Origin of the sequence: Pantoea sp. CTOTU50773, assembly GCF_032082325.1 — a bacterium.
Classification (GTDB): Bacteria; Pseudomonadota; Gammaproteobacteria; order Enterobacterales; family Enterobacteriaceae; genus Pantoea; species Pantoea communis.
Window position 1 is genome coordinate 12,847 of sequence record NZ_DAMDQC010000017.1, and the last position, 12,381, is coordinate 25,227.

Genomic DNA, 12,381 nt, shown 5'->3' on the forward strand with positions numbered 1-12,381 from the left:
TGCCATTTTTATAAATGGCAGCCTTTTTTCTTTAAACCACTGTGTGGCGCAGACGACCAATTTTTTCGATCTCGACTTCAATCACATCGCCGGGGAACATAAACAGCGGTGGCGTGCGTTTTTTACCGACGCCGCCTGGTGAACCGGTGATGATCACATCGCCTGCTGACAGCGGGCTGAATGCCGAAATGTATTCGATGATTTTCGCCACCGGATGCACCATGCTGGCGGTGGTGTCGTTCTGCACTTCACGCTGATTCAGCCAGGTTTTGATCGCCAACTGCTGCGGATCGGGGATCTCATCTGAGGTGGTCATCCACGGACCAAAACCGCCAGTCTGCTGCCAGTTTTTTCCGGCGGTAAACCAGGTGAACTGCATGTCACGTACGGTGGCATCCATAAAGCAGCTGTAACCCGCAACGTGTTGCAGCGCATCGGCCGCTTTAACCTGATAGGCAGGCTGACCGATAATCACCGCCAGTTCACCTTCGTAATCAAATTCCTGGGTGGTGGCCGGTTTTAACAGCGGCTGCTCATGCCCCGCCAGGGAATCCGCGAAACGGACGAACAGCGTCGGCGCTTCGATAGTCTCGGCAAACTCTTTACGCTTGTCCGCGTAGTTCATGCCGACACAGAACACTTTCCCAGGATTTTCCACTACCGGAAGGAAACGAATGGCGCTGAATGGTTGATCTACTGGTTGAGAACGAAAGGCTTCCAGGTCGCTGACCGCGCCGCGTTGTAACAAAGATTTCAGGTCCGGGCATGCCGCGCCGAGGCGTGAACCGACGTCAATCACGCCCTCTTCCCGCACGATTCCGTAACTTTTTCTTTCCTGGTCAATAAGATAAAAACTGCAGAGCTGCATGACTGCCTCGTTGTTATATATAAATTGCGCGCAGGTTACCAAAAGCCAGCAGGAAATGCGGTACGACCTGCCAATAATGTGCCTAAGCGTTGATACGTGATTGCTAATCTATTGATTGCCATCCATGGCAACCCTGCGAGCATCCGTCAGGTACGCAGTCCTGGCAACCCTACGCGCATCTGTAGGGTGCGCACCAACATTACGACTGCGTACTCGCCAGATAGGAGAATGCACTCAGCAGGCTGATCAATGTGCCCATCTGCTCGGCGCGATAACCCACGGTCACCGCATCAATGCGCGTTACACCGGGAATCAGACTGAACAAATCCGCGAGCACCGGTTTGCTGGCTTGTAACTGCATCTCATAAGGTGCGGTCAAACGCGTGGTACTGACCTGGCGCGCACGCTGTACCGCCGCAGTAGCGGCGGCACGAATGGCGTTTTGTGCGGCTTGCGGGCTAATGGACTCCGCGCAGGTGTGGGAAATCGCGCGTTTCACACAGACGTAATCCACTGACGGATAGTGTTCGGCGATCCAGCCTTGTAGTTGATCGTCCCCGCTCACCAGCCACAGCGGTGTACCCTGTTCGGCGGCGGCGGCAGCGTAGATATCGCTTTCACCCATCACTTTACCGTTGATATGGATGCGCCAAAACGCACGGCCGTTGATGGTGTGCGCCAGCACGCCGGGCTCGCCCGCCGCGCTGTGATAGCCGATAAAGAACAGGCCATCGAAGCGCTGCTGCTCAATGCCCTCCACCATCGACAAGCCACGCGGCTTGCCTTGCACCATGCGCGCACGCGGATCGATGTTTTCCGCGCGCAGGTTGGTCATTTGCGCATGGCTGTCGGCCACCACCACTTCGGTGGCTCCGCCAGCGAAAGCACCGTCGATGGCGGCATTCACTTCCTGTTCCATCAGCCCGCGTGCCAGCTGGTGTTCCGCATGGCCGGGTGAGCACTGTTCCGGACGCATCACGCCCGCGATACCTTCAATGTCAGCAGAGATGAATATTTTCATAAGTCAGGCAAATTCCATGCGGGTTGGAACACGGTCGCCATAAATGGCGACACTACGGGGAACAGTGCGTCAAAGGCCGCTTTCAGGCTGACCACAGGCGCTGCTGTAAGAGGCGCCAAAAATGGCGACATTACGGTTAACTTAACGTCAGAGGCGGCATTCAAGCTGAACACAGGCGCTGCTGAAAGAGGCGCCATAAATGGCGGCCCTACGGTTTGGCCAATTCATCCAGCACCTGCGTCAGTGACGGACGATGATGGCCGCGAAAACCAGTGACCGCTTCGGCACTTAATAGCGCATCCAGCACCGCGTGTTCAGTGGCATCAGCGGCGGCGGCAAGCAGCGGTTCCAGTGCCGCATCTTCCGGCGGGTTTGGCTGCGTTTGCGTGGAGAAGGCCACGGCAATATCGCCTGATCCATGTCCCCAATAACTGCCTAAACGGCCTAATCCGGCACCGGCGCGTTTAGCGATACGCTTAAGCTGGCGCGCATCCAGCGGCGCATCGGTGGCCATAATGATGATGATGGAGCCGGCATCGCGCTGCGGTGCCAATTCTGGCATCAGCGGTCCAATCATGTCACCCATGCGCACACCATCCAGCGTGAACGCATTCAGTGCCCCAAAATTAGCCAGCACCAGCACGCCCAACGTCGCGTTCAATGAAGGAATTGAACGCGATGCGCTGCCAATCCCGCCTTTCAAACTGAAGCAGCTCATGCCACGTCCGGCACCGACGCTGCCACGGGCGAAATCGGCCTGCGCCGAATCGAGCGCGTCCTGCACCATGGCTTCGGTCACCGCCAGCGCCTGAATGTCATTCAGCCAGCCGTCGTTGCACTCCAGCGCCAGCGGATTGACGGTAGGCAAACTGCGACCCAACTCCGGGTTACGGCTGATGGCGTCACGCACCAGTGTGGTAAACAGCGTGCCGACTGCCAGCGTGTTGCTGAGCAAGATCGGCGTTTGCAGCACGCCCAACTCTTCGATTTGCACCAACCCGACGGGCTTGGCAAAGCCATTAAAGACCGCCGCGCCGCAGGGTAACGGCTTGAGAAACAGGTTATCGCCTGGCGGCACAATCGCCGTCACACCGGTTTGTCTCTCACCGTCTGCCAGCGTGTGATGGCCGACGCGCACGCCGGGCACATCGCTGATGCGGTTGGTGGCGCCGCAAGCACTGCGTGGTTGCCCGAGCTGGCGTTCAGTGCGCCAGCGTTGCAGCAGTAGATCACGCTGCAGTTGTTGAAAATCCATGTTTAGCTCTTCAGTTTGGGATCGAGCGTATCGCGCAGCGCATCACCCAGCAGGTTAAACGCCAGCACAGTAATGAAAATTGCCAGGCCGGGGAACACGCTGACGTGCCATAAACCGCCCATCATCATGCTGCGGCTCATCGCCAGGATATTTCCCCACTCCGGCACATCCGGTTCCGGGCCCAGGCCAATAAAGCTGAGGCCCGCTGCCGTTAGAATACTGGTGCCGATACGCATGGTGAAATAGACAATCACATTGGAGAGCGTGCCGGGCAGAATGTGGCGCAGCAGGATCACGCGATCGGGCGCACCGGCGCAGCGCACCGCTTCGACATACGCAGCCTGTTTGAGCGACAGCGTCGAGGCGCGCACGATGCGGGCAAAGACCGGCACGCTGAACACCGCCACGGCGATAATCACGTTATTCAGTCCCGGACCGAGAATCGCCACCACCGCAATCGCCAGCAGCATGCCGGGAAAGGCAAACAGCACGTCGGAACCGCGCATGATCAGCATGTCAATCCAGCGACCGTAATAGCCCGCCAGCAAGCCGAGCAGCACGCCCACCACCATGCCCAGCGTCACCGACAGTACGCCGACGTAAAGCGAGATGCGTGCGCCAAAGATGATGCGGCTCAACAGGTCGCGTCCCAGATCATCAGTACCCATCCAGTGTGCCGCTGAGGGCGGTGATGATAAGGCCATCCAGTCCGGTGCCATCGGGTCCCATGGTGCCAGCCAGGGCGCGAAGATCGCCACAATCACCAGCAGCAGTACAAAGCCGCCGGAGACCAGCGCCAGCGGATTACGCACAAAGGCGTGCAGGAAATCGCGCCACGGCGAGCGGATGGTTTGTGGTGTTGCGGCAGAGAGAGATTCTGTACTCATCACGACTCCTGTCGCAGGCGAATGGCTGGATTGACCACGGCATACAGCAGATCCACCAGCAGGTTAATCACAATAAATTCAAACACGAACAGCATCACCAGCGCCTGAATCACCGGCTGATCTTGTGCTTTGATCGACTCGATCAACAGCCAGCCCAAACCGGGCCAGTTGAAGACGCTCTCCACCACGATCGATCCGCCGAGCAGAAAACCGAACTGCAAGCCGAGCATGGTGATCACCGGGATCAGGGCATTACGCATTACGTGCTTCCACGTCACCAGCCGATTGCGCAGCCCTTTGGCTTTGGCGGTGCGCACATAATCTTCCTGCGCCACTTCGAGGAAGGCGGAACGAGTGAAGCGCGCCATCACGGCGGCCACCGAGGAACCCAAAGTGATAGCAGGCAGGATAATGTCGCTGGCCTTGTTGAACCCGCTCACCGAGAACAGGCCAAAGGGCATTGCAACGAACTGGATCAGCAACAGACCCAACCAAAAAGTGGGCATTGAGATGCCGCCGACGGCGACGCTCATCAATGTCCAGTCCTGCCATTTACCGCGTTTCAGTGCGGCCAGTACACCGAGAAACAGGCCGAGGATTACCGACCAGGCAAAGCCCGCCAGCGCCAGCCACAGGGTTGGCATAAAGCCTTGTTTGATCACTTGCAGCACCGGCTGTTGCGTGCGGTAAGTGACGCCGAGATCGCCACGTAGCAGCCCACCGATCCAGTTAACGTATTGCTGCGGCAGCGGATCGTTGAGTCCGAGATGCTGGCGCGCGGCTTCGACCGCTTCGATCGGGGCGTCTGGACCGGCGTAAATGCGCGCCGGATCGCCGGGTAGCAGCTTAATAAAGCCGAACACCAGCAGCGAGACCACCAGCAGGACAGGGATCATCTCCAGCAGCCGACGAATAATGTATGCGAACATGCGCTTCCTTTAAATTGGGGACGCCCTCTCCCGTTTGCAGGAGAGGGTTAGGGTGAGGGATTAACGCCCTGCCTTACTTAAATGCCGCCTGGGTGTAGAGGAAGTTGCCATCTGCCAGCATCGATACGCCGGTCAGGTTGCTGCGCTTGCCCACCAGGTTATCTGGCGTGCCGAGGAAGGCGACGGGCGCATCTTTCCACAGCATTTTCTGGGCTTCCGCATAGGCTTCACCGCGCTTAGCCGGATCGGCGGTGGCTAACCCACCAGCAATGGCTTTATCCACATCCGGATTGCTGAAGTACGAAACGTTATACGAGGTCGGTACCCAGGATTCGGTGGCATACAGCGGGCGCAGCGCCCAGTCCGCATCACCGGTCGAGGTTGACCAGCCGCCGTAATAGAGGTCGAATTCGGCTGCTTTAGGATCCTTCACGCCCCACAGTTTGGCGTTGCGCGTACCGGAATCCATTGGCGTCACCGTGGCGCGAATGCCCACCGTTGCCAGCTGGGCTTTCAGCACCTGCGCCGCGCGCACGCTGGCGGTGGTGTTGGTGGTCCACAGTTTCAAATCCAGACCGTTCGGATAGCCGGCAGCTTTCAACAAGGCTTTGGCTTCATCCGGGGCGTAGTGATAATTCGGTTCGCTCTGCTTCTGATAGAACTGCACCCCTTCCGGCATCGCGGACGAAGCGGGTTTACCCATGCCAGCAAACGCCACTTTCAGCCACAGATTGCGGTCGATGGCGTAGTTGATCGCCTGACGCACGCGCACATCCGCCAATGGTTTGTGGTGAGTGTTGATCGCCATGTAGTAGAGATAAATACTCGGATCGCGCTGGATCGCTAATTTGCTGTCGCTCTGCACAGTCGCGATCAGATCCGACGGCAGCGGCCAGATCGCATCCACCTGTCCTGATTTCAGTGCGGCAACGCGGGTGGCATCTTCCGGACTTGGCGAGAAGGTCACTTTATCCACCTTCGGCCAGCCTTTCTGCCAGTAGCCATCATACTTCACCAGCGAAACGGCCTTGCCCGGCTGCCAGTCAACAAACTTGAACGGACCGGTGCCGACCGGATGCAGGCGCAGCTGTGCTTCTTCCGGGTACTGTTTGAGGATCGCCGGGCTCCACATCACCGCTGACGGGTGTGCCAGGGTGTTGATGAAAGCACCAAAGGATTGGTTGAGGTCAATTTTCACCTGATCCGTCGCCAGCACCGTGACGTTGGCAATCATCTTATACAGGCTGTTGCGCTTCAGGCCTTTGGTCTGATCGGCGAGGCGATCGAGGTTGGCCTTGACCGCTTCAGCATCAAACGGCGTACCGTCCTGGAAAGTGACACCTTTGCGCAGCGTCAGGGTAAATTCGGTGGCGTTGTCATTATTGGTATAACCGGTCGCCAGCCAGGGTTGCAGTTTCATCTGCGCATCGAACTGGAACAGGCGTTCAAAGATACCGCTCTGCACCGAATAGCTGACGTTATCCGAGGTATCGTGAGGATCGAGACCGGTGATATCGGCATACATCGAAATGCGCAGATCCTGCGCCTGCGCGGCGGCGGCCAGCGCGAGGGTCAAGCCAAAAGCCAGTGACGAACGGCGAAAAAGGGTTTTCATGAAATCTCCTGGTATTGAGCGTTAGCGCGATGCAATGTCGTCAGCGACCCAGTGTTGCGGTGCAACCTGGCGATAACGGGGTTTGGTGACCGTTTCGCCCAACTTGCGCAGCGGCGAAGGAATTTCGCTATCTTCGAAAGTACGGGTCTGACGGTTCTGTGGATCGGCCACCGGCACCGAGGCCAGCAGACGTTGGGTATACGGATGTTGCGGTTGGTTGAACACCGACTGACGCGGGCCAAGCTCGACAATCTGGCCGAGATACATCACCGCCACGCGGTTAGCGATACGCTCCACCACCGCCATGTCATGCGAGATGAAAATCCACGCGACACCAGTCTGCTTTTGCAGGTCCATCATCAGGTTCACCACCTGCGCCTGGATCGAGACATCCAGTGCCGAGACGGCCTCATCGGCGATGATGACTTTCGGTTTCAAGGCCATGGCGCGGGCAATCGCAATACGCTGGCGCTGGCCGCCGGAAAACTCATGGGGATAACGCGTGGCATGTTCGGGCAACAGACCAACGCTTTTCAGCAAGGCTTCAACCTGCGGCGTGGCTTCTTCCAGCGATTTCACCAGACCGTGCAGCAGCAGCGGCTCGGCAATGGTGAAGCCCACGGTCAGACGCGGGTTTAAAGAGGCGTAGGGATCCTGAAATACCATCTGGATTTTGCGGCGCAGCGGTTGAAACTCCGCCTCTTTCAGATTAGCGATTTCATTGCCCTGGAAATGAATGCTGTCAGCCTGACTCTTGATCAGGCGCATCAGCGCGCGGCCGGTAGTAGATTTGCCGCAGCCGCTCTCACCCACAATCGCCAGGGTTTCACCCGGCCACAGGCTGAAGTCGATCTGCTCCACCGCATGTACTTGATGGGTCAGGGCTGAAAAGATGCCACTGCGAATCGGGTAATAGACTTTTAAACCGCGCACATCCAGCAATGGCGTTTCGTCATAACGGGCGGTGCGCTGCTCACCGCTATCGGCGGGCTGAGTGGCACCCAACAGTGGGAAGCGCTGCGGCCAGCGTTGCTCGCGCATGTCACCCAGTTTCGGCACGGCAGCAAGCAGCGCTTTGGTGTAAGGATGCTGTGGCGCGTTGAAGATGTCCGCGACCGTCCCCTGTTCCACGACTTCGCCGCGCAGCATCACCACCACGCGGTCGGCAATTTCCGCCACCACGCCCATGTCATGGGTGATAAACAGCACTGCCATCTGCTTCTCGCGTTGCAGGTCGCGCAGGATGTGCAGAATGCGCGCCTGCACGGTGACGTCCAGCGCGGTAGTGGGTTCATCGGCAATCAGCAGCTGTGGATCGCACGCCAGCGCCTGCGCAATCATCACGCGCTGGCGCATGCCGCCTGACAGCGAGTGCGGGTAGCTTTTCATCACGCGATCGACATCGGCGATGCGCACCTGGCGCAGCAGTGCCCGCGCACGCGCATCCGCAGCGGCTTTGTCGCACATCTGATGGTCACGCAGTGCTTCCGTCAACTGATCGCCCACCCGCAGTACCGGGTTGAGCGAGGTCATCGGCTCCTGAAAAATCATCGCCATTTCGCGCCCGCGCAAGGTGCGGCGTTGGGTTTCATCCAGCGTTTCCAGCGTGTGGGCTTTACCCTGACGATCGCGGAACTGCATGCTGCCGCGATCGATACGGCCTGAAGCGGCCAGCAGGCCCATCACCGCCAGCGAAGTGACCGATTTGCCCGAGCCGCTTTCACCGACCACGGCGACGACTTCACCGGGATAAATGGCAAAACTGATGCCTTTCAGTGCCTGATTTACGCCGCTGCGGCCGCGAAACGAGACGCTAAGATCCTGTATCGCGAGTACCGGCGCGGGACCGGCAACGCTGGCGGCGTTGGGGGTAAGTAAAGTGTCCGTCATCGTTGCCTCTTGCGGTTACAGCCAGATTCGGCCTTGAGCGTAGGAAAGGAAGGGTGAGCTATCGGCGGCCAGCCAGATGGGGCCATCAAGATCCACGTGTTCTGCAGCAATCGCCACCGGCAGCGCAGCTTCCATTGCGAGTGAGGAGCCCAGCATGCAGCCGACCATCAGACGCATATCCAGCTTTTGCGCTTCTTCGACCATCGCTAAGGCTTCAGTCAGGCCGCCGCACTTATCCAGCTTGATGTTGATCATCTCGTAGCGATTACGCAGCTCGGCGATGTCTTCACGCGCGTGGCAACTCTCATCGGCGCACACCGGGATCGGGTGGTTAAACCGTTGCAGATCCTGGTCTTGTCCGGCAGGCAGCGGCTGTTCAACCATGGCGATGTTGTACGCTTGCAGCGCGATAAGCAGGCTTTGCAGATCGACGCCCGACCAGGCTTCGTTGGCGTCAATGATCAAGGTGGCACGTGGCGCAGCCTTTCTGATGGCCGCCACTTTCTCTAAAATCTCGTCACGATTCAGTTTGATTTTCAGCAGGATGGCACCACGCGATACGGCATCAGCCGCCGCAGCTGCCATGTTTTCGATGGAGTCGAGGCTTAAGGTCTCCGCCGTGATCACCGAAGGCGGTGCAGTGCGTACGCACTGCTGCCACAGTGTCTGCTTCGCCAGCGCGGCATCAAGGCGCCACAGCGCACAGTCCAGCGCATTACGCGCTGAACCGGCAGATAAACGGCTTTGCAGATCGATTCGGCTTAAGCCCGCTTCGACATCCTTACGCATCACTTCCAGCTGCGCCTCGACGCTATCTGGTGTTTCATCGTAACGCGGTGTCGGCGTGCACTCGCCACGACCAATAAAGCCGTTCTGCTCCAGCGTGACGCGAATGACAGTGACGGCGGTACGCGTGCCACGCGAAATAGCGAAAGGACGCGCCAGCGGCAGCTCCAGCACTTCAATCTGCATGCGCCGCATCTTAGCCACGCTCCTGCAGCAGGGCGGCGATATCCGCGATACCAAAACGCACCGGATCGGTGGCCGGCACGCCGAATTCGGCGCTAACGTCCGCACAATAGGCGCGAGCTTCTTCTTCGCTGTAGTTGGAGGTGTTGATGGCAAAACCGGCCAGTTGCACATTATCGCTGGTGACATCGGCCGCGCGCAGGTTGGCCTCCACGCAATCTTTCAAACTCACCATCGGCTGATGCGGTAAATGACGCATGTGCGGACGGCCCATTTCGTGACACATCACCAGCCAGTGCGGCTGCGCACCGTGAATCAGACCCATGCTGACGCCCGCATAAGAAGGATGGAACAGCGAGCCCTGACCTTCAACGATATCCCAGTGGTCGGCATCATTGGCGGGTGACAGGGCTTCTACAGCACCGGCGATGAAATCGGCAATCACCGCATCAATCGCGATGCCTTCACCAGCAACCAGAATGCCGGTTTGTCCGGTGGCGCGGAAATCCGCCTTCATGCCGCGTTCACGCATTGCCGCTTCCAGCGCCAGCGAGGTGTACATCTTGCCGACTGAGCAGTCCGTACCGACAGTAAGTACACGCTTACCTGTACGCTTTTTACCGCTGCCAACATTCAGTTTTGGACGCATATGGCGCAGGTCAAACAGCTCAACGCCAAACTCCTGGGCTAACGCCACCAACTCTGGCTCATCTACCAGGCGATGGTGCAAGCCGCTCGCCACGTTCATGCCCGCTTTGATCGCGCCTTTAACGGTATCAAGCCAGTGCTCCGGCAGATAACCACCGGCATTGGCGGTGCCCAGTACCAGCGTTTTCGCGCCACGTTCTTTTGCCGTGGCGATATCGAGTACGTCCAGACCTAAGCTGACAGTACAGCCCGGCAGTTTAATTTCGCCGACGCACTGCTCAGGGCGCCAAACGTGAATGCCGCGCGCCGTTTTAGCGGCCAGTGGATCGGTGACATCGCCAAGGAACAATAAATAGGGTTGAGGGATCAGCATGATGTTTCTCGTTTCAGACGGGTTAGAGGGTCTGAATCGACTATTCCATGCGGGTTAAGAGGTGACGAATGCTTGTTTGGTAGCGGGGTATAACATCAGGCTATAGCCAGATCCAAAACTGATGGTTAAGGGTACTAAGCCATTGATAGAGAGAAAATTCGAGTCGATATTGAGCGGGGGAGATAAGAAAATCATTGATAACCACAGGTCGATCCCTGACCGCGATTATCGAGGGTATAAGTGCGATTAATGCAGTGCGCCTGGTGGGACGTGCTTGAAAGTCTCAACATATGCACGAAACACGTAGCGGAAAAAACGTTTCATTGGATACCTGGCTCAAAAATTGTTGAAGAAATACGCGAAAAGTATAACTAACGCGCGTTTTTCACGCAATTATATTTGAGCCAGATCACAAAATGAGGGGTTTGGCAGATGCCTGAATTAGCCGAAGAGGTTGAGATGTTGATTAAGGATGGTGCAGCCGATGCTGATCAGTACCAGTCCACCCAGCACTTCCGCCCATTTACCCATCACCGGACCGATAAAGCGACCCACCATCACGCCAGTCGTGGCCATGATGGTGGTAGCGGCACCAATGGTCAGCGCGGTAAGCACAATATTCACCTGCAGGAATGCCAGGCCGACGCCCACCGCCAGCGCATCAAGACTGGTGGCCACCGCGGTCAATGCCAAGACCATAAAGCCATGACGCTGTGGTGCTTCGCAGGGTTCATCCGCCGTCTGACGGAAACCTTCCATCATCATGCGGCCGCCAAGAACGGTTAACAGGGCAAAGGCCACCCAGTGATCCCATGCCATGATGTAGCGACTGGCCGCCAGGCCAATCGCCCAGCCAATCAGCGGCGTCAGCATTTCAATCACACCAAAGATCAGGCCGGTGCGCAGCGCTTCTTTGAAGTTCGGGCGATGCAGCGACGCGCCTTTGCCCAGTGCTGCGGCGAAAGCGTCCATCGACATACCAAAGGCCAGAATCAGAGTTGCGATAAATGTCATGGGTTTTCAATCAATGCCGCGAAAAATGCCTTCAAGCGAGCGATTTTCCGCATCTATTGTTCAGTAATGAAAAAGTGCGCGCAGTCTAGCACGCAAAATCACCAAAAAAAAGACAGTAAAATCATGGATTTAAGTATAGCAAAGGCTATAACTCTTAACTTGCGCTATTTATGACGCTAAGTGGATGGAATAGAAGAATTTTCTTAGGGTGACCCGGCACAGGGATTGCACGCCAGCACGCTTTTATGCGCTAATGCCCGCGCTAATTGATAGGAAACCTGCGATGAAAAACCCGTTTGAAACGCTGATTATCCCTGGCGGAATCCTGCTGCTGGGCTTTCTCTCCGCGCTGCTGTTGCCCGCGCCGCAATTCGGCCTGGAATTATCCAGACGGATTCAGGAGATGCTGCATTTGCAGGACCTGAATCAGCTCTACACTATCGTGTTTTGCCTGTGGTTCCTGCTGCTGGGCGCGATTGAATTTTTTGTCATCCGCTTTGCATGGCGTCGCCTCGCTAAGCAGTGATCCCCACCGCCGCGTAATGCTTTTTTCCTCTGACCACTGTCTGACGCGGCGAAAAATTAACACTCACAGAAATGTAACATTAGTTTTACACGATCTGGCGAAATATCACGCAACATAAAAACCGCATAAAAAATCAATCCACTACAAATTGTTATTAATCATACATTTAAAGTGTGATGCCGCTCACTCTCCGAACATTACCCTGTGCATTCCTCTCACAATATCGCAACAACTGCATTACCATAACCCTCTGATTAAGGGATAAAAATCCCTTATGACAGCGGGGTCGAGCTGATTAATTCTTATGCTGAATCATTTCGGCCTTTAAAAAATAAACAAACGTTTAATTCCGATACGAGAATGTTATATTCAAATGCATATGCATA

At 56.8% G+C, this 12,381-nt stretch carries 11 protein-coding genes; 1 reads left to right on the forward strand and 10 read right to left on the reverse strand.

Going from position 1 to position 12,381, the window contains the following annotated elements; translation table 11 throughout:
- Window positions 1-31 precede the first annotated feature (31 nt).
- The 10 genes from RT340_RS04580 to mntP form a co-directional block, all read right to left on the reverse strand.
- On the reverse strand, window positions 32-868 hold the full coding sequence (locus RT340_RS04580; protein WP_211729183.1) for a fumarylacetoacetate hydrolase family protein: 837 nt from the start codon (window positions 866-868) through the stop codon (window positions 32-34).
- A 199-nt stretch (window positions 869-1,067) separates the two neighbouring features.
- On the reverse strand, window positions 1,068-1,889 hold the full coding sequence (locus RT340_RS04585) for a M55 family metallopeptidase (protein WP_211729182.1): 822 nt from the start codon (window positions 1,887-1,889) through the stop codon (window positions 1,068-1,070).
- Between the two features lie 208 nt (window positions 1,890-2,097).
- Window positions 2,098-3,144, reverse strand: a complete 1,047-nt coding sequence (locus tag RT340_RS04590; protein WP_211729181.1) for a P1 family peptidase — start codon at window positions 3,142-3,144, stop codon at window positions 2,098-2,100.
- Window positions 3,145-3,146: 2 nt separating this feature from the next.
- Window positions 3,147-4,031, reverse strand: a complete 885-nt coding sequence (locus RT340_RS04595) for an ABC transporter permease subunit (protein ID WP_097119447.1) — start codon at window positions 4,029-4,031, stop codon at window positions 3,147-3,149.
- Window positions 4,031-4,960: an ABC transporter permease gene (locus RT340_RS04600; RefSeq protein WP_045814153.1), complete on the reverse strand. Its 930-nt coding sequence runs from the start codon at window positions 4,958-4,960 to the stop codon at window positions 4,031-4,033. Before RT340_RS04600 ends, RT340_RS04595 begins: the two co-directional genes overlap by 1 nt.
- Window positions 4,961-5,033: 73 nt before the next feature.
- Complete coding sequence (locus RT340_RS04605) at window positions 5,034-6,575, reverse strand: glutathione ABC transporter substrate-binding protein (RefSeq protein WP_211729180.1); 1,542 nt, start codon at window positions 6,573-6,575, stop codon at window positions 5,034-5,036.
- A gap of 21 nt (window positions 6,576-6,596) precedes the next feature.
- Complete coding sequence (locus RT340_RS04610; RefSeq protein WP_211729179.1) at window positions 6,597-8,465, reverse strand: ABC transporter ATP-binding protein; 1,869 nt, start codon at window positions 8,463-8,465, stop codon at window positions 6,597-6,599.
- Between the two features lie 15 nt (window positions 8,466-8,480).
- Complete coding sequence (gene dgcA / locus RT340_RS04615) at window positions 8,481-9,446, reverse strand: N-acetyl-D-Glu racemase DgcA (protein WP_211729178.1); 966 nt, start codon at window positions 9,444-9,446, stop codon at window positions 8,481-8,483.
- Between the two features lies 1 nt (window position 9,447).
- On the reverse strand, window positions 9,448-10,455 hold the full coding sequence (gene dgcN / locus RT340_RS04620) for an N-acetyltransferase DgcN (protein WP_160833750.1): 1,008 nt from the start codon (window positions 10,453-10,455) through the stop codon (window positions 9,448-9,450).
- Between the two features lie 441 nt (window positions 10,456-10,896).
- Window positions 10,897-11,469, reverse strand: a complete 573-nt coding sequence (gene mntP / locus RT340_RS04625) for a manganese efflux pump MntP (RefSeq protein ID WP_058960691.1) — start codon at window positions 11,467-11,469, stop codon at window positions 10,897-10,899.
- Window positions 11,470-11,752: 283 nt separating this feature from the next.
- On the opposite strand from mntP, the gene RT340_RS04630 reads away from it, so the two are divergent.
- Window positions 11,753-11,995: a DUF1158 domain-containing protein gene (locus RT340_RS04630; RefSeq protein ID WP_034819984.1), complete on the forward strand. Its 243-nt coding sequence runs from the start codon at window positions 11,753-11,755 to the stop codon at window positions 11,993-11,995.
- Window positions 11,996-12,381 lie beyond the last annotated feature (386 nt).

What these genes read in the sequence shown, in the direction of transcription:
- dgcA (WP_211729178.1), bottom strand. Translation starts at nt 9,446, where the DNA reads ATGCGGCGCATGCAGATTGAAGTGCTGGAGCTGCCGCTGGCGCGTCCT.
- mntP (WP_058960691.1), bottom strand. Translation starts at nt 11,469, where the DNA reads ATGACATTTATCGCAACTCTGATTCTGGCCTTTGGTATGTCGATGGAC.
- RT340_RS04580 (WP_211729183.1), bottom strand. Translation starts at nt 868, where the DNA reads ATGCAGCTCTGCAGTTTTTATCTTATTGACCAGGAAAGAAAAAGTTAC.
- RT340_RS04585 (WP_211729182.1), bottom strand. Translation starts at nt 1,889, where the DNA reads ATGAAAATATTCATCTCTGCTGACATTGAAGGTATCGCGGGCGTGATG.
- dgcN (WP_160833750.1), bottom strand. Translation starts at nt 10,455, where the DNA reads ATGCTGATCCCTCAACCCTATTTATTGTTCCTTGGCGATGTCACCGAT.
- RT340_RS04600 (WP_045814153.1), bottom strand. Translation starts at nt 4,960, where the DNA reads ATGTTCGCATACATTATTCGTCGGCTGCTGGAGATGATCCCTGTCCTG.
- RT340_RS04595 (WP_097119447.1), bottom strand. Translation starts at nt 4,031, where the DNA reads ATGAGTACAGAATCTCTCTCTGCCGCAACACCACAAACCATCCGCTCG.
- RT340_RS04590 (WP_211729181.1), bottom strand. Translation starts at nt 3,144, where the DNA reads ATGGATTTTCAACAACTGCAGCGTGATCTACTGCTGCAACGCTGGCGC.
- RT340_RS04630 (WP_034819984.1), top strand. Translation starts at nt 11,753, where the DNA reads ATGAAAAACCCGTTTGAAACGCTGATTATCCCTGGCGGAATCCTGCTG.
- RT340_RS04610 (WP_211729179.1), bottom strand. Translation starts at nt 8,465, where the DNA reads ATGACGGACACTTTACTTACCCCCAACGCCGCCAGCGTTGCCGGTCCC.
- RT340_RS04605 (WP_211729180.1), bottom strand. Translation starts at nt 6,575, where the DNA reads ATGAAAACCCTTTTTCGCCGTTCGTCACTGGCTTTTGGCTTGACCCTC.